Annotated in this window: 14 protein-coding genes and 1 riboswitch; of the genes, 7 read left to right on the top strand and 7 right to left on the bottom strand. The window is 34.9% G+C overall.

Annotation, left to right across the window (positions count from 1 at the left end; all coding sequences use genetic code 11):
- Positions 1 to 636 carry a LysE family transporter gene (locus J2Y60_RS07140; RefSeq protein ID WP_309915401.1) on the top strand — a complete coding sequence of 212 codons (636 nt, stop codon included), beginning with the start codon at positions 1 to 3 and terminating at the stop codon, positions 634 to 636.
- Here J2Y60_RS07140 and J2Y60_RS07135 read toward each other — a convergent pair.
- From J2Y60_RS07135 to J2Y60_RS07125, 3 genes are read right to left on the bottom strand one after another with little or no spacing between them, the layout of a single operon-like run.
- On the bottom strand, positions 633 to 1,316 hold the full coding sequence (locus tag J2Y60_RS07135) for a Crp/Fnr family transcriptional regulator (RefSeq protein WP_309915398.1): 684 nt from the start codon (positions 1,314 to 1,316) through the stop codon (positions 633 to 635). The two genes, J2Y60_RS07140 and J2Y60_RS07135, sit on opposite strands and share 4 nt — an antisense overlap.
- Before the next feature lie 9 nt (positions 1,317 to 1,325).
- A complete protein-coding gene (locus tag J2Y60_RS07130) occupies positions 1,326 to 1,721 on the bottom strand; it encodes a DoxX family protein (RefSeq protein WP_309915395.1) in 396 nt (131 codons plus the stop codon).
- A gap of 4 nt (positions 1,722 to 1,725) precedes the next feature.
- Positions 1,726 to 2,181 carry a YHS domain-containing (seleno)protein gene (locus J2Y60_RS07125; protein ID WP_309915394.1) on the bottom strand — a complete coding sequence of 152 codons (456 nt, stop codon included), beginning with the start codon at positions 2,179 to 2,181 and terminating at the stop codon, positions 1,726 to 1,728.
- Positions 2,182 to 2,346: 165 nt separating this feature from the next.
- Between J2Y60_RS07125 and J2Y60_RS07120 the strand changes: the two genes are divergently transcribed.
- On the top strand, positions 2,347 to 2,793 hold the full coding sequence (locus J2Y60_RS07120; RefSeq protein ID WP_309915391.1) for a DoxX family protein: 447 nt from the start codon (positions 2,347 to 2,349) through the stop codon (positions 2,791 to 2,793).
- A gap of 100 nt (positions 2,794 to 2,893) precedes the next feature.
- Here J2Y60_RS07120 and J2Y60_RS07115 read toward each other — a convergent pair whose 3' ends face one another.
- Positions 2,894 to 3,679, bottom strand: a complete 786-nt coding sequence (locus J2Y60_RS07115; RefSeq protein WP_309915388.1) for a DUF3050 domain-containing protein — start codon at positions 3,677 to 3,679, stop codon at positions 2,894 to 2,896.
- 232 nt (positions 3,680 to 3,911) lie between these two features.
- On the opposite strand from J2Y60_RS07115, the gene J2Y60_RS07110 reads away from it, so the two are divergent.
- Entirely contained in the window at positions 3,912 to 4,424 is a 513-nt protein-coding gene (locus J2Y60_RS07110) for a hypothetical protein (RefSeq protein WP_309915385.1), read from the top strand.
- Positions 4,425 to 4,519: 95 nt separating this feature from the next.
- Here the strand turns inward: J2Y60_RS07110 and J2Y60_RS07105 are convergent, their stop codons facing one another.
- From J2Y60_RS07105 to J2Y60_RS07095, 3 genes are all read right to left on the bottom strand, one after another.
- Entirely contained in the window at positions 4,520 to 5,068 is a 549-nt protein-coding gene (locus J2Y60_RS07105) for a hypothetical protein (RefSeq protein WP_309915382.1), read from the bottom strand.
- 85 nt (positions 5,069 to 5,153) lie between these two features.
- Positions 5,154 to 6,887, bottom strand: coding sequence for an Ig-like domain repeat protein (locus J2Y60_RS07100; protein ID WP_309915379.1), 1,734 nt, complete (start codon positions 6,885 to 6,887; stop codon positions 5,154 to 5,156).
- A 60-nt stretch (positions 6,888 to 6,947) separates the two neighbouring features.
- Positions 6,948 to 9,797, bottom strand: coding sequence for a TonB-dependent receptor domain-containing protein (locus J2Y60_RS07095; RefSeq protein WP_309915375.1), 2,850 nt, complete (start codon positions 9,795 to 9,797; stop codon positions 6,948 to 6,950).
- A gap of 418 nt (positions 9,798 to 10,215) precedes the next feature.
- Between J2Y60_RS07095 and J2Y60_RS07090 the strand changes: the two genes are divergently transcribed.
- The 4 genes from J2Y60_RS07090 to J2Y60_RS07075 all read left to right on the top strand — a co-directional run bounded on the left by J2Y60_RS07090 (position 10,216) and on the right by J2Y60_RS07075 (position 17,315).
- Positions 10,216 to 13,233 carry a PAS domain S-box protein gene (locus J2Y60_RS07090; protein WP_309915371.1) on the top strand — a complete coding sequence of 1,006 codons (3,018 nt, stop codon included), beginning with the start codon at positions 10,216 to 10,218 and terminating at the stop codon, positions 13,231 to 13,233.
- Positions 13,220 to 13,606 (top strand): response regulator, encoded by a 387-nt coding sequence (locus J2Y60_RS07085; RefSeq protein ID WP_309915367.1) that lies wholly within the window; start codon positions 13,220 to 13,222, stop codon positions 13,604 to 13,606. The genes J2Y60_RS07090 and J2Y60_RS07085 overlap by 14 nt, the downstream gene beginning before the upstream one ends.
- A 107-nt stretch (positions 13,607 to 13,713) precedes the next feature.
- Positions 13,714 to 14,031: riboswitch (cobalamin riboswitch) on the top strand.
- Between the two features lie 109 nt (positions 14,032 to 14,140).
- On the top strand, positions 14,141 to 16,090 hold the full coding sequence (locus J2Y60_RS07080) for a TonB-dependent receptor plug domain-containing protein (RefSeq protein ID WP_309915364.1): 1,950 nt from the start codon (positions 14,141 to 14,143) through the stop codon (positions 16,088 to 16,090).
- A 121-nt stretch (positions 16,091 to 16,211) separates the two neighbouring features.
- Positions 16,212 to 17,315, top strand: coding sequence for a DUF5074 domain-containing protein (locus J2Y60_RS07075; protein ID WP_309915361.1), 1,104 nt, complete (start codon positions 16,212 to 16,214; stop codon positions 17,313 to 17,315).
- Positions 17,316 to 17,369: the final 54 nt, after the last annotated feature.

Here is a 17,369-nt window from a genome sequence, read left to right as displayed (position 1 = left end):
TTGAAAACAGTCATCATTTATTTCATCACTGCTCTAATAAGTTACGTTGCTACTATTCCACCTGGTCCACTCAGTGTTTATGTAGTACATAGTACTTTACAGAAAAATATCAACGTTGCCATTACAGTAGCTGTAGGTGGAGTTTTATGCGAAAGTACCTATGCCTATTTGGCGATAAAAGGGTTAGTGATTTTTGATAAATACCCCATGCTGGCACATTGGATGCAATGGGCTATTATAGTACTTTTATTTACAGTAGGTTTGTTTACTTTTTTTCAGCAAAAACAGGAGATTGAATACCAAAGCATATCATTGAAAAACCCTTTCTTTTCATTCATCAAAGGTATATCGCTTTCATTGTTCAATCCTGCTTTATTGCCATTTTGGGTTGTAGTACTGCTTGCTTTTGATAAGTACGAATGGTTGAAGATTGATTCCCCAATACAAAAAATAAGTTTCGTATTGGGTGCTGGTACTGGCACTTTTTTATTGGTGTACACCTATGCTTTTTTGGCCAATTGGAAACGAGATTTGATATTTAAATACATAACCGACGAACGCCTCAATAAACTGATTGCCTGTATTTTTATTGGTCTTGCTCTTTTGCAATTGACCAACATACTAATGAGTCTTTAAGCTAGTTGATGAACATCCTTTACGATGATTTCGCTGCGTGTATAATCTATTAAGCCCGCATTCTTTAATTCATTAAATAGCATTGTTACGGTTTGACGGGTACTACAAATTAAGCCTGCGATGTCGCTGTGGGTAAGATAATTCTTTACAACAATATCCTTGGTTTGTCCCTTGCCTTCTTTCATCACCCAATCTTTTAAAAATAACACAAACCTTGTCCGTACATCTTTAAACATTAGATTCGTATAATTATTGGTAATGCGTTTAAGTTTAAAACCTACTAACTTGGTATAACGAATGGCCAATTGTGGGTTACTCTTCACAATGTTCTCAAAATCATTTATTTTAAAACTACATATTACTACCTTTTCTGAAATCGCTATTGCATATTCATCTTCGTTTTCATCTACTTCATCAAAAGTATATTGCCCAAATAAATCACCAGACCTTAAAATTTCCTTTACTGTTTCATTTCCTTCAGCATCTACTGAAACAATCTTTAATGTTCCGCTTTTGATGGTATAAAGTCTTTGCTCATCATCATGCGAAAAATAGATGATTTCGTTTTTCTTAACCGTCTTAAAATTTGGAATCAAACACAAAGCACGGTTTTCTTCTCTGCTTAATACTGAGAACAACTGATGGTCGTGGAGATACCAATATTTTGCTTCCTCTTGCATGGTTATTAATTAGATTAATGTATAGAAAAAGGCGAAAAAATCACCTTTTCGGATGTATGCTACTACAGAACAACAAAGCAACGTAATCAATGCTAATATAAACAAATATCCACCATCTCCGTCGCTTTCTATACCTAATACTGTAAGATGGGCCAAAATTGCGCCCGACATTACTCCTATCCCTAAAAAAGCTCCTAACCATGCCTTTCTTGGAGTCAATAATAAAACAACCGTTATTAGCTCTGTAATGCCAGCACCATAACGCCCGAAAGGTTCAACTCCTAATTTGGTAAAAAGATGTACGCTTTCGGTTGCACCTGAGAATTTGAAGAAAAGTGTTTGGAATAAAATCACTGCTGCAATGATTTGAGCTGTCCAACTAATATATTTTTTCTGACTAGTCATATTTTTATTTTTTTAAGGTTTTCTCCCAATTAATATCTGCTTTGGCTTTCAAATTAGCCTCATCTTTGTTCCAATCTGTTAGGGTATTATTAAAAAAGGTATGATAAAACAGGTATAATTTGCCATTGCTAATTTTATATGTTTCTGGGTCAACTACTACTTTCTCCCCCTTACTTCCCATAGCGAAAGCACACCAACCTCCATACTGCGGTTCGTATTTTACAGGATTTTTTTTGAAGTTTTCAAGATTACTAGCATTAACAAACTGGTAGATAATCCCTTCTTGATTATACGAAAACTCTTTTTTCCCTTGCTGAGGTTTTCCTTGAAAATAAGCCACTGGGTCATACCCATTAATGGCGATGCCTTTGTCTGTTAAATAATGTTTTTTTCGAGTAGCAATATCTTGCGAAAAAACATTTAAACTAATGATACTGAATAGAATAACTAGAAATTTCATTGTGCTTTTTGTTTGATTACCTTACAAATTTGGCATTTCTTCTCTCCACGAATTGTCAGCTAACTTACCTATTTGTATTTTTTAGCTATTACGCAAAATAATTCTATATAATATTGACAATATTATATTTTTATTATAAATTCAATAAACTAAACAATTATCAATATGACTACAATTGAAAGCATAGAAAATTGGGGTGATAGACATCATCCAGCATGGCTTGACATTATTCGGATTGGGTTGGGGTTGTTGCTATTTTTCAAAGGAATGAGCTTCATAGGCGATACTTCCTATTTATCAACGCTTGTTGAAGGACTGCACTTTAATGCATGGACTTTCGTAGCGGTACATTATGTGGCCTTCGCCCATTTGGTTGGTGGTTTGCTGATTACTTTAGGATGCCTTACCCGATTAGCAGCGGCTTTCCAAGTACCGATTTTGTTTGTAGCAGTGTTTTTTGCCAATATCAGTAATGGCTTTACTTTCGTCAATTCTGAGCTTTGGTTATCAGTCGTTGTATTACTATTGCTTTGTCTTTTTTGGTTAATTGGTTCTGGTAAATTTTCGTTTGATGAATACGTAAAAAATCATCCTGCTTATAAAATGAAGTAGATTGTTGAATTGGAAGAGGTATGAATTTGAAAATAAAAAAGAGGGGTACCAGCATGAATAACACTGAGACTCCTCTTCTTAACATTAATACTCAATATCGCTAAACGCTTTCTGTTAACGCTTTTACCTTGGCTTCTACCCCACTCCAAAGCTGGTTTCTTACTTCTAATGATTTTAGTGAATATGCTTCGGCTTCTTGCCATTTTTCGGCATCATCTCCACAAAGCTCCTCAACCATTTTTAATGCCAAATGACTGTGATGGTCGCCATCTACTTCAATATGTCTTTCTAAATAACAATTGAATATCGAAATTCTTTCAGGCATACTTTGATTCAAGTCTTTCACCATCGATACGAACATATCAGGGATTAAATCTTCACGACCAAAAGTAAATACTGCTGCCATAATGTGTGGCTTGTGTGTGTTGATTACTTCAAATGTAAAAGCTACAAACTGACGAATGCTTTCAGATACTCCTACCTCCGTCAATGCTTCCAGTACAGGTGTTTTCTGAGTGATTAACTGAATAAATTGATTGATTTGTTCAGTATTTGCTCCTGCCTGTGCCATTGCTTTTAAATAAAGCTCAAAATGGCTCATGGTATTGCCTTCGGTATCAGTGTCGCTTTCTTCACCAATCACAATTTCATTAATTAAAAAACGAGTACTTGCATTGCCTACAGGAACCCAAGGAATATCTACACAAGTAAGATGGCGTTGCAAGCCTTTTAGTAAAGACATAAAATCCCACACTGCAAAAACATGGTTTTGCATAAAAAGCTGTAAATCTTCTAATTCATGGATATGTTTATAAACTGAATGTGAAGTAATTTGTTGACGGATGGGGTCTATTGCTGATTGAATCTTTATAATATTGGGGTTCATTCGCTATTTTTTTAATGGTTTTAATATTTACGGATTTTATGGCGCTATCGGTTTTATTGCAACTCAAAATTAAAGCATAAAGTTTAGTTTATCTCATTATGTTTTCAGGTGTCCATTTGATTTTGAAAAATATAAAACATAAAATTTAATAATGATAACTTTCATTTAACATACCATTAATCATGTATTAATATCTAAATCTGATTTTTGTATAGTACAAAACTATTACAAAATGAAAAAGATATACTGTATTTTATGTTGTTTCTGGTATATAGAAAGCACCGCACAAGATGGTATTTACCTAACTGCTCACGACTTTGAAACCCATAAACTTAGTGTGACCAATTCGGGAATTTTGAAGGAAAGATATAGCAGTGTTAAAGTACAAAATGATACTAGCAGTATTTACAATTTTAAAAATGCGTTTGGTTACCACAAAGGTGGTAAAGATTGGCGTTTTGTAGGAAATAAATCCTATGAAATAATAAACAGTGAGGGTATATACATTTATCGCTTAGACATTAGTAACGACATCTCTACGCAACTCTATTACTTTAGTAAAGAAGCAGACGGAGAGTTAATAACTTTGTCTAGAAGGAATTTAAGAAAAGTATATGCTGATAATCCCTATTTCATAGAATTACTAAACAGTATCAATTGGCGATTGAGTTTGGAAGAAAAGATTCCTCCTTTCCATGTAGTTAGGGTTGCAGAACTTTATAATTATACCTTGGCTAAACAATAGAAAAGCCGAAGCGATACGCTTCGGCTTTTGCATAATTACACCAATATGAAAATCCATTTCGGACTTTCTCCCCGTTTCTCAACGGAGAGAAAACCTTAGTAAGGCTTGACTGTTACCCACTCATGAGTAACTTTGTTGTATTGCAAATGGTCGTCGGGCCATTCTATATATTGTTTCATGGGTAAGTATTTATCTACGTTCCCATCTTTAATTAATTCTCTGAATAAAAAGCCACCTCGCTCTTTCACAAGTTCTTCTCTTAAATGTGGCGTGTTAATGATTTCTTCAAAAGATTCGGGCATTAATGACCCTTCTTTCAACTTAAATTTTGCCAATACTCCTCTTCTGAATACAGGACTAGAAGATACAGGACGAATTAAGAAAACGTAATTCCAACCATCCTCTGTTTGATAATAATTTTGGATTTTAAAAAAAGGTAAGGCTTTAACGTAGAAACTTCTGAAACGTGTTTCAAATTTTGTGGTATTATTAGCACCTGGTGCAGGTAAGTAGATATAAGTAATGATGTTTGTTAAAAGTGTATCTTGTTCGATACTAGAAAAGTATTCACTGGTTTGATATTTTTTTGAGTTACAAGAAAAAAGTAACACAAAAACAGAAAGAATGATAAGTATGTTTTTCATATTGGTAGTTGATGCAATCTTAATAAACTTCAGTCTGATATTTTAAAAATATACAGACTGAAGTATTGAATTGTACTAAGTATTTTTATTTAACGTAAGTAACACCTTGTGGGTTAAACTCTGTCCAGCCAGCTGTCCAGTCTGTATCTTTGAATGCACCAACGTAGTCAGTTTTAACAAAGAATGCAGGTAAAGTAGTTGGTAGATTAACACCTAATAAACTAGAACCAGTAGCTAAAGTAAATGTAGGACGACCAGTTAAGAATAAAGAAGGACTTAAACCAACAGTTGAAGAAGTAGCTAATATTTTGTTTCCTGTTTGAGCAGCAAACCAAGCTGAAGGCTTCACTCCACCAATCAAAATTTCAGCTAAAGCACCACCTTGTTCTTTTTCAGAAACAGCACTAGTACCGAAACCACCTGTTCCCCATCCTTCTAATCCAGCTAATACGACGTTGTTAAGTACTAACTCACCTCTTTCAGCATTACCTTTTGCATCACCTAATTGGCTATCAATATAAACACCGTAAGGGAATCCTGTAACAACTGTATTATAAACTTTCAATTTATTGTTACGGCGTAACTGCATACCATTTTGGAATTGTGTACTAATAGTAGTAGTCAAGCTTCCTTTTGGTCCGATGATACTCATGTTAGCCAATGTAGCAGATGTAAAAGGAGTGTTACTTGAACCTTTGCTATCATTATCAACTTCAAATCCGTTTGATCCTGAGATATCTGCTTGAGTTGCTCCACGAACAGAAATACCGAACTGAATGTTTCCAGAGAAACCATTATCCATATCAAAATCATCATCTAAACCTTTGTAAGCAACTAAATATTTAGCGTTTACATTACCACCGAACCATTCGAATGAATCATCCAAACCAAATGAAGCTTGAAGATATTCTAATGTTGTACCTGAACCTACTGAACCAAATGTGAATGAGTTAACTTCTTGATTTGGGTTGATTGGAATACCTGCATATTCAATACGTACATATTTCAATGAACCTGAGTTATCAGTATTATCATTACCTCCGTGGAATGCACCATAAGCACCTTCAAGTTCACGGCTAGCTTGTACATCTGGCAAGTTGTTTACTGCACGACCACAAATAACTAATCCACCCCAGTCACCTGGCTCACGCTCACCAACTGCACGTTCAGACGTCATGATAATAGGCTTAGCAGCAGTACCTTCAGCAATAATTTTACTACCTCTCTGAATAACCAATGTACCTTTAGTAGCACGGTCACCGATAATGATAGTACCTGGTTGAATTGTTAAAGTACCAGTTTTAGTAACTGTTCCGAAAACTGATTCCTGACCTACACGAACAAAACTTTTCAATTTGTAGATTTTGTCAGCAGTCCAAGTTACATTACCTTCAATGACACCTTCAACAGTTACAACTGTAGGAGCAGGCACTGCCGAAACTGTTACTGGAATAGTAGTTAAAGCAGAAACTTGATTTGACTGGTCTGTTACTTGAACTGTAAAGTTTACAACCGTACCAGCAGTCACGTTATCAATTACATAGTCTTTTGTATAATCAAGTGTTTTTTCGCCTGTACCAGTTTTTGTATCAAAAGCAGCACCATTTTTCAATACTACTACAGATTTAACCCCACCTGGTGCATTGATTGAAGCTTTTAATTGAACTGTTGCTCCTGGAACACCTGCCAAAGTTCCTGAAACTGAAATAGTAGGTAAAGGAACAACTTCAGCTGTATCGTCTTTACAAGCCTGAAATACCGTCGCCATTGATAGCAACAAAGCAATAATTCGAGTAGCTTTCATGTTTAAAAATTTCATTGATTTAATTTTTAGATTAAGAAAAAAATGTTTTAGAAATTGAAATGTATCTATGGGTTATTAATTTTTTCTAAGCGTATAAACCAATCCTAAAGAGTAAGTTCTTCCTGGAGAATAAGCTTGGATAATCTGATCGACATTACTATCAAAAGTATTATCCTTGTTTCCGTCCTGAATAATTAAGTTTCTTTGGTTTAGGATATCTGTAATACCGCCTTTCAGCATAAGATTTTTTGCAATTTCTTTAGAGAATGTAAAGTCAACTACATTTCTTGGCATCTCGTACCAGTCAGGATAACCTGCTGCAAATGAGTTACCTACCGCATAGATACGCTTACCGATTACGTTGAATAATAAGCTAATCTGTGTATTCTTTTTAGCATCGTTATAATTGATACCTGCATTGATGATGTATGGAGACTGTCCTTGTAATGGGCGATTGTCTGACTGGTTTTGCGAAGCAGCACCAAGTTTCACACGGCTGTAAATAAATGCTCCGTTGAATACAAGGTTTATTTTACTTAATAATGGTGATGCCGTTAATTTATCTAACGATTTCTTAACTTCTATTTCAAAACCTGCACTATAAGCACTTTCAGCATTTCCAAAAGTTAAGTTAGCATTGTTAACACCATCAAAAATTACTTCAATTGGGTTTTTAAAGTTCTTATAGAAAGCTGCAATTGAGATTACTTCAGCAGGCGTTGGGTAGAATTCATAACGGAAATCGTAGTTATCAATCTCTGCATTGTTCAATGTAGGATTACCTGTTATTACGCGGTTGTTTACAAAGTCATAGAAAGAGAATGGCGCAACTTCACGGAATTCAGGGCGATTTAATGTTTTACCATAAGCAAGACGTAACAAGGCTTTTTCAGAGAAATTATACGTTAAGTTCGCTGAAGGTAATATGTTTGTCAGGTCGCGTTTATAATTTACTGGCGCATTTCTACTGATGTCGTAGCTGTTCAATTTCTGAACGTTCTTCTCTACACGTACACCAGCAATTAAGTTTAATTTTTTCGTGAAAGAATAGTTTCCAGAAACATAACCTGCTATTTGATTATTGCTTGCATCGTATGAATCTGAAGCATTTGTTTGCTCATCTATTTTCACACCGTTTGTACTATTGATATTTTGAAGTGCAAAAATTTGTTCAATTGGTAAGCTACCAATATCAAACAATGAGCTATTAGCACGTACATAACCAAGGTTACGAGCTTTGAAAGTACGTTCTTTATCTTCATAAAAAGCACCTGCTTTCAATTCTAATTCTTTATTTCCTTCTGGTGTTGTACCTTTTACTAATGTTAATTTCTGTACTAAATTAATTCCTCCTAAAATTGCATGTTCATCTAATACAATGTTTGTTCTACCTAAGTTTACAGTTTGTGCTGCACCAAAAGGCACTAATAATACTGGCGTGTTACCACCATCAATTGAATACCTAAAACGCTTATAATCAGGACGGTCACTATTTGATTTATTATATCCAACAACCCAGTCAACTTTTGTTTTATCATCGTTAAAACTATGACGACCTAAAACCTGTCCTGTATAAATTCCACGATATACTTGGTCTAAAGAACGAATATTCCAAGTACCACCATTTTCTAAACCATTTCTGTTTACATACTGAGCATTGCTCATTTGATTATACAAGTTCTTGAATTCAAATGTGTGCTTCTCGTTCAATCTCAAAGCCCAGTTGTGTAAGAAACCTGCTCTGATAGAGTTGTTATATTGTAAATCTTTGAATCTTGTATCTTCATTAATCGTCTCAACATTTGTTTGGTCTACAGAATAACCAAAATCACTTCTTGCCATTTCAAATATTGTACGGGTATTACTATAGTTAACAGCCGTAATATTTGCCAATTTCAAATCTTCTTTATCAATGAATTTATAAGCACCAGTAATTGAGAAACGTAAATCAGGAATAGCGTTTGAAGATTCTGGCGTCCAAGTGTTTCTTAACATTTGTCCCGCCTGCGTTAATGCAGCCTGATTTGTTGTAGCAATTTGTTTTAGTTCGTTGGTAGTTGGGAAATATTTAGGAAGGTCTGAAAAACCATTATTAAAACCTGTATAAGAATATTTTCCTGTTTGCGGACGGAAAAATTCTTTACCTGTTGTTCCGTCACGGTATCCTCCGCTTACGTCGATAGTCAAATAATTTTCATCAGGAATACTTTTCGTGAAGATTTTCACAACACCTCCTGCAAATTCAGCTGGCAATTCAGCTGCTGGAGATTTATATACTAAAATACGGTCTATTTGTCCTGAAGGGATTACATCAAATGAAAATGAACGTACATCTGATTCCATACTTGGTGTAAATACGTTATTCAACATTACTGTGTTATAACGTTCGTTCAAACCACGAATATTGATAAAACGATCACCGAAAATAGTGACCCCAGGAACACGTTTAACTACCTCAGCAGCAGTACGGTCTAATGTTTTTCCGATTTGAGCAGCTGAAATACCACTTACAATTTGTTGAGCAGCTTTAATTTCTGAGATTACCGAAACTTCAGTATTAGTAAGTTTTTTAGCTACTACTCTTACTTCATTTAATGTAGTGGCTTGGTCTTCTTCAATAAAAGTATTAATTTCAGTAACGCTTCCTTCTACTACTTTTACGTTCTCGATAACTTTTACTTTATAGCCTACAAAAGAAATTTTAAGTTTATAGTTTCCAACTGGAATTTTATTGAAAGAAAAGAACCCGTTAATGTCAGCGGCCGCTCCTCTGTTGATTCCTTCAATGAAAACAGTGGCTCCTACTAAGTCTTCTTTGCTTACTGCATCTTTGATTGTACCGCGAATAGTTCCTTCCTGAGCGAAAGTGAATGAAAGTGAAGAAAATAGAATAATTAATGTGTAAAGTAATTTGTGCCTCATCATACTGGTTTGTTTTTTTGATGGCACAAAATTAGGTCGGCTATTTAACCACAGTATTACGCTTGTATTATGCTTAAGTTATGTTTATGTTACCGTAATGTTATGTAATTCAAAAAGTCTTTTATTTTATTAAACATAGCGGGTAGCTTAATTTTTAATATATCTAAACAGATTTGTATACAAAACCTCATTGCTCTCCATGCAACTATTATCCTTAGCTGTAATAGTTTATTATTTTTTTCATTTTTACGGTAAAAATTTCATTATTTACCAAATGTTAATTATGTTTAGATATAGTGACTCATTTATCTTTAAAATTTCATTTGAACGTTCTAAATGAAAATAGGTAGTTTGATAAATGTACAACTAAAGCTAAAGACTAATCCTTACTGCTTTTTTAGCGATTTTAAAATATTTATAAATGAGTAATTTGAAAGAAGAGTTATACGAACTAATAAAAAGTGATATTGCAATTTTTGATTTTATCCAAGAATTCGCTTTGGATGGCTTTTGGTATTTGAATATAGAGTCTCCTAGTAATGGATGGATAAATACTAAGTTCTGGGCTACGCTCGGGTATAAGGCTACAGATATACCTTTGGATTTAGCTGCCTGGAAAACCATCATTTTCCCCGATGATTTAAAAGAATTAACTGAAAACTTCTTACAACTACAACATCATCAAACCCATAATCAACCGTATGATCAAGTTATAAGATTCAAGCATAAAAATGATTCTACTGTTTGGCTTCACTGTAGGGCAATAGCCATTGAGAATGATAAAACCAAAGACATTAAAATACTTTGTACTTATATAGACATTACGGAACAAAAAAGAAAAGAGGAATTTCTGGAACGCTGTAATACGGCGGCAATGATTGGTTATTGGGAATTGGATTTGCAGACTCAGAAACTATATTGGAGCAAGACGACTAAATCTATCCATAAGGTTGATGATGATTGTGAACCGGACTTAACTACTGCCATTGATTATTATAAGGACGGTGAAAGTAGAGAAAAGATTATAGAAGCGATAGATAATGCTATTAAAAACGGAGAAAATTATGATTTAACCTTACAAATAATTACGGCTAACAATAATCTAAAATGGGTTAGGAGTATCGGTAAGGTGGAGTTCTTGGACGGTAAATGCGTTAGGCTGTTTGGTACTTTTCAAGATATCAATACTGAGACCCTAGCCAAAGAGGAGATAATCAAAGAAAAACAAAAGCTTCAAAGTGTTATTGAAGGTACTAATGTAGGTACGTGGGAATGGAATGTACAAACGGGAGAAACAGTCTATAATGAACGTTGGGCAGAAATTATTGGCTATACGCTAGAGGAGTTGGCTCCGATAAGCCATGAGACTTGGGAAAACCTAGTCCACCCCGAAGACCTAAAGATTTCTAATCAAAAGATACTCGACTGTTTTGAAAAGAAAATAGAATTCTTCCGTTGTGAGTGCCGAATGAAACACAAGGATGGGCATTGGGTTTGGATACACGATAAAGGTAAAGTAGTTACGTGGACAAGCGATGGACAGCCCTTGATGATGTATGGAACACATTCTGACATTAGCGAGCAAAAGCAAATCGTTGAAAGAAATAAGGTGTTTATTGAACATACCCCTACTGCCATAGCGATGTTTGATAATAACCTAAAATACTTAGCGGTTTCTGAAAAATGGAGGGCTGATTATCGTTTAGAAGGCATCAACTTAATCGGCAAAACACATTATGAGATTTTTCCAGAAATAGGCGACGATTGGAAGAATATTCATCAAGAATGCTTACAGGGGAAATCTATCAAAAGAAACGAAGATAAATTTGTCAGAATAGATGGCACTGTTCAATGGCTAAAATGGGAAATAAAGCCGTGGTATAATGATAATAATACCATAGGCGGGCTACTTATGTATACCGATGATATTACTGAACAAAAGAAAATTGAACAGAGTCTTCTGGAAAAACATACTTTATTGGAAACAATTCTTGAAAGCATTGATGTCGGGATTGTAGCTTGCGACCAAAATGGTGCGCTTACGCTGTTCAATAGCACTACCAAACGCTGGCATGGATTACCCTTGGACGACGTACATCCATCCGAGTTTTCAAAATATTATGGGCTTTATGATTTAGACGGAAACCCACTTCTGACTGAAGATATACCCCTCATCAGAACTTTAAGAGGTCATAAAGTAGAAAATCAAGAAATATTAATTTCGTCTACCAATGGTACATCACATATTGTTTCTACTTTTGGTGCTCAGCTCAGAGGGCCAAATAATGAACTATTTGGTGCTGTTGTTGCGATGCATGATGTAACAGAGCGAAAAAAGGCTTTAGAGAAGCTGTTGATTAGTGAAGAATCTTTTAGAGGAAACTTTGAAAATGCTGCTATTGGAATGGCCCTACTAGAGCCTGATGGACGATGGATGAAGGTTAATCAAACACTTTGTAATATTGTTGGTTATACAGAGGAGGAACTGTTCTCATTAACCTTTCAGGATATTACTCATCCAGAAGACCTTGAAGCAGATTTACACTTACTGAATGAATTAGTAAATGGCGAGCGACAATATTACCACATGCAAAAACGATATTTCCATAAAAAAGGGAATGTAGTGCATGCTATTCTGGCGGCATCATTAGCAAGAGATCAGGTTGGGAAACCGCTCTATTTTATTTCTCAAATAATAGATATTACTCAGCAAAAGAAGGCAGAGGCAGAAATTCAGGCTCTTTTAGATGTTACAAAAGACCAAAACGAAAGGCTGAAAAACTTTGCACATATAGTTTCGCATAATTTGAGGTCGCATTCAGGGAATATTTCCATGATGATGGATATCTTATTGGAAGAATACCCAGCATTATTGGATAACGAATACATCACTTTATTAAAAGCGGCATCTACAAATCTTAAAGAAACTATCGTTCATTTAAATGAAGTAGTTTTGATGAATACCACTATTATTGACAATTTGAAAAGTGTTAATCTGTACAATGCGATAGAAAATGCTATTCAAAATGTTTCGGCTTTTGCAAAAGATTCAAATGTAAATATTAAAAATACTATTGGTAAAGATGAACGAGTTTTGGCTGTTCCTGCTTATTTAGATAGTATCATTTTAAATTTTTTAACAAATTCAATAAAGTACAGCACAGAGGAGAGAGATAGTTATGTTAAATTATCGACCTTTATCGATAAAGGGCACGTGGTTTTAACAATAGAAGATAACGGACTGGGCATTGATTTAAAACGCCATGGTGCAAAATTATTTGGTATGTATAAAACCTTTCATGCACATAAAGATGCTCGTGGGATTGGTTTATTCATTACAAAGAACCAAATAGAAGCAATGGGAGGGAAAATAGACGTGATAAGTGAAGTAAACAAAGGAACGACATTTAGTATATATTTTAAACATGAAAAAATTTAATATTGCTTGCATCATTGATGATGACCCCATTTTTATTTTTGGTACAAAAAGAATCATGCAACTTGCAAATTTTTGTGACGGCTTTTTAGTTTTTCACAACGGGAAAGAGGCATACGAGAGCTTGAGAGCGATTATCATTGGCGGAGAAAAACTTCCAGATTTAATTTTATTAGATTTGAATATGCCTATATGGGACGGTTGGCAGTTTTTAGATGAGTTTATCCAGATTCCTAATGAAAAAATCACTACCATTTACATAGTAACAAGTTCGATAGACCCTGAGGATGTTAAAAAAGCAGAAGCCTACGAAATCGTTAGTAATTATTTGGTTAAACCTATTAAGATGGAGGATCTCAAAAAATTAATGGAATAAGCTAAATACTAAACAATCAACTGTATTTCAGCCATTTAACCAGTTATAAAGTAAAACATTTTACAGTTTAAATCTAATTTTTATATCATACAAATAAATTTTCTACTACCTTTGCAACAGTTTATGGTGCATTAGGCTCGTTTCTATATGAGTTTAAGGCTTAATAGGGAATCAGGTCTTAAGTCCTGAACTGTCCCCGCAACTGTAAGTTTCAATACAATTATTACCATTCTTCGATAACCACTGGTTTAATGGTGAGTGAGTGAATGAATGATTGAGTGAATGAAGAAATTCAAAAATAATCCTAATAATCAATTGGCTTATTAATCACTAAATCGCGAAATCACTAAATCACTAAATAAATTGGGAAGGTCAAGGTAATGATGAAACAAGTCAGGAGACCTGCCATTAAATCATTCTTAATTGTTTGCTTACGGAGGATAAGCATCATTGAGCGTTCGATTATTTCTTTTAAACTTTCTTGGTCAATTTTTTCGGTTTATTTCCGTAGGTCAAGACCTAACTATTCAGGTTATGTCTGCTGTTTTCACGTATTTGTTACGTTGTAAGCCTATATTTTCGCTCATCGGGATATTTGTATCCTTACATTGCTATGCCCAAGAAATTTCTAACAGACAGATTGATGAAGTAAAAGTAACAGGCTTTTCAAACGAGCATTTTATGGCTGGCTTGAAAGTTAAAAAAATAGATTCAACTACTTTAGCTCGTTTTCAATACCAAACCTTAGCAGATTTCCTGCAATACCAATCGCCCATTACTTTCAAAAGTTATGGTAATGGTCAGTTAACTAGTATTTCTTTCAGAGGCACTTCTGCCATGCATACAGCCGTACTTTGGAACGGTCTGAACATTAATAACCCTATGGCTGGGCAAACAGATTTTTCTACTGTGCCTCTCTTAGGCTTCGACCAAATGGCTATCCAATACGGTTCGGCGGCTTCTTGCGTAGGTTCTGATGCTGTAGGTGGGAGTATATTATTGGGTTCTGTTCCACAATGGAAAAAACCTGGCGTAAATCTTACAGTTGGTGGTCAATACGGAAGTTTTGATAATTATAATGGACAAATAGGATTAAGATTTGCCCATCATACAAAGAAAGGTTTACAGTTCTCAGGGAAAACTTTGCTTTATGGCAGTAAGTATAATAATCATTTTTCAGAAACCGAAAGAACAGATAATGCAGGAAGAACATATCAGATTGAGCCTTCGGAAACTGCTCAAAAAGGCTTTATCCAAGATTTATATTTGAAACAACAGAACGGAAACTTGTTTGCTTTCAATGTTTGGTTGACCGACAATAAACTAAGTATTCAACCTGATATAATTGCATTTAGGGAAATTACCCAAACCAAAGCTTCGCGGTTTCTATCTTCCTATCAATTCGGTAATACGAATGTAAAAATGGGCTTTGTAAAAGACATTATTGACTATGGCACTGGCGATTTTTCAGCACCTAGTCATTCTGAAACAGATCGTTACATTGCTCGTGCCGAACATGAAATTAGTTATAAAAAAGCCAACTCAGTATGGAACACAAATATTAAAATAGGTGGCGAATTTGTGCATTATGTTGCCCATGTCGATGGCTATGACAGTGGTGCCATTAGCGAAAACCGTCAAGATATATTTGCACTCATCCGTAATCAATTCTCCGACAAGCTAACGGCTTCACTTAATCTTCGTCAAGCTTTTTCTAATCGTTATCAAGCTCCCTTTACACCCTCGCTAGGGGTTGAGTACCTATTGCTTTCTGCCAAGAAAAGCCAAATAGTGGTCACAGGTAATGTAGCAAGAAGTTATCGTTTACCGACCCTTAATGAGCGATACTGGAAAACACTTGGGAATCCAAATATTCAACCCGAAAGTGGTTTCAACAAAGAAGTAGGTATTAATTGGAAACAAGTAATTTCCGAAGAACTTAATACCTCACTAGGCGTAAATGCCTATCATAATTTAGTTGATAATTGGACCTACTGGAACCCTGACAAAGGATATCGTGTGGAAAACCTACAGCAGGTACTAGCAAAAGGATTTGAAGTTATGGGCAATATAAAATACCTCAAAGGGAGAATGCTAGCGGGTATTACCACTACTTATGCTTATACCCATGTTTCTCAACAAAAAATGTATGCTGCTTATACCGAAGACATTATCGGCAAGCAAATGATTTATGTGCCTCTACATACCGTTTCGGGGACTGCCTATGTAGGTAAAGGAAACTGGACATTAAATTTTCAAGGCTTATATAACTCCGAACGTTATATCACTTTTGATCATTCTGGTCGCCCTTTTCCTCCATATTTTATATTGAATGCTACTATTTCAGGGAAAATACAAGTAGGGAAAACACAAGCTAATTTGCTTTTCCAAATGAATAACTTGACAGACACTGTGTACCCAAGTGTGAAGAAAAAAGCCATGCCCGGACGAGGCTTTTCACTAGGGTTAGTTTTTAATATTTAGCATCTGATAGGCTTTCGGTCATCGGCTATCAGCTTTCAGATGAAAGCATTAATAATGATAGCCGACGACCGAAAGCTGAAGTCCCAAAAAAATATTTTTTCAATTTTAATCCATTAAAACAATGCAATTCTATTCTATTATCATTCGCTCATTAGTGGCAAGCACGTTGTTCTTGTCATTAAATGCTTGTAATTCAACCTCAGAACCTGAACCTTCTCAACCTTATGATACTGGTATTTTTGTAGTAAACAGAGGCAATTTCTCAGATAACAATGGCTCAATCACATTCATCAACCCTACTACCAAAGTTAGTAGTTTTGATATTTTCCAGAAGGAAAATCTTAATTCAGTGGCTGGCGGAGTAGCTGACTACGCAGATGTTGATGGTTCAGGGGTAATCTTAGTAGATAATCAAACTGCTGGAAAAGACTATATCCAAATCGTAAATGCTCGTACTTTCAAAGCTATCGCAAAAATAGATTCTAATATGGTTGAAAACCCTAGTGCTGTTATAAAGGCAGGTACTAATAAAGCATATATTTCTTGTTGGGATACTTTTAATGCTGATTATTCTTATAAGCCTGGTACTGTATTAGTAGTTGATTTGACTAAAAATAAAATAACCAAAAAAATTACGGTTCAACAAGGTGCAGACAAAATGGTTGCTATTGGCAATGAGGTGATTGTTTCGTCAACCACTTACAGTGGCACAAAAAATATTTCTATTATCAATACTCAAACAGATGCTGTTTCTCAAACAGTAGAAATAGGTTCTAACCCTCGCTTGATTGGTACAGATGCAAACGGTAAATTATGGTTCTATGCAGATGAAAAATTTGTAAAATTCAACCTAAGTACTAAAACAGTCGAAAGTCGTACTGCTTTTGCTACAGAGAGTACTCTTGATCAATCGGCTAACAGTTTTACTTTCAATAAAGATAAAAATGTTATTTTCTTTGTCTATTCTTATTACGACTATGCTAATAATGTAAGTAAAGGAGAAACTTATAGTTTTAATATTAATGATGCTAGTATTTCTACAGCAAAGCCATTCATCAATAAACTATTTACAGGTTTAACAACTGACCCTGCTACGGGTAACATTTACGCTGGTTTTACACCTTCTTATAAGCAAGCGGGGTATGTATTCAGATACCAACCAAATGGAACATTAATTGATTCTTTAAAAGCTGAAATAAATCCTGTAGGATTTGTTTTAAAATAATTCATCTTCATATTGGTCAACCTTTAAAAAGTTGACCAATGTATGAAACAACTT

The organism is Arcicella sp. BE140 (assembly GCF_031456255.1).
GTDB classification, from domain to species: domain Bacteria; phylum Bacteroidota; class Bacteroidia; order Cytophagales; family Spirosomataceae; genus Arcicella; species Arcicella aquatica.
This window is presented reverse-complemented; position numbering and strand designations above follow the sequence as displayed.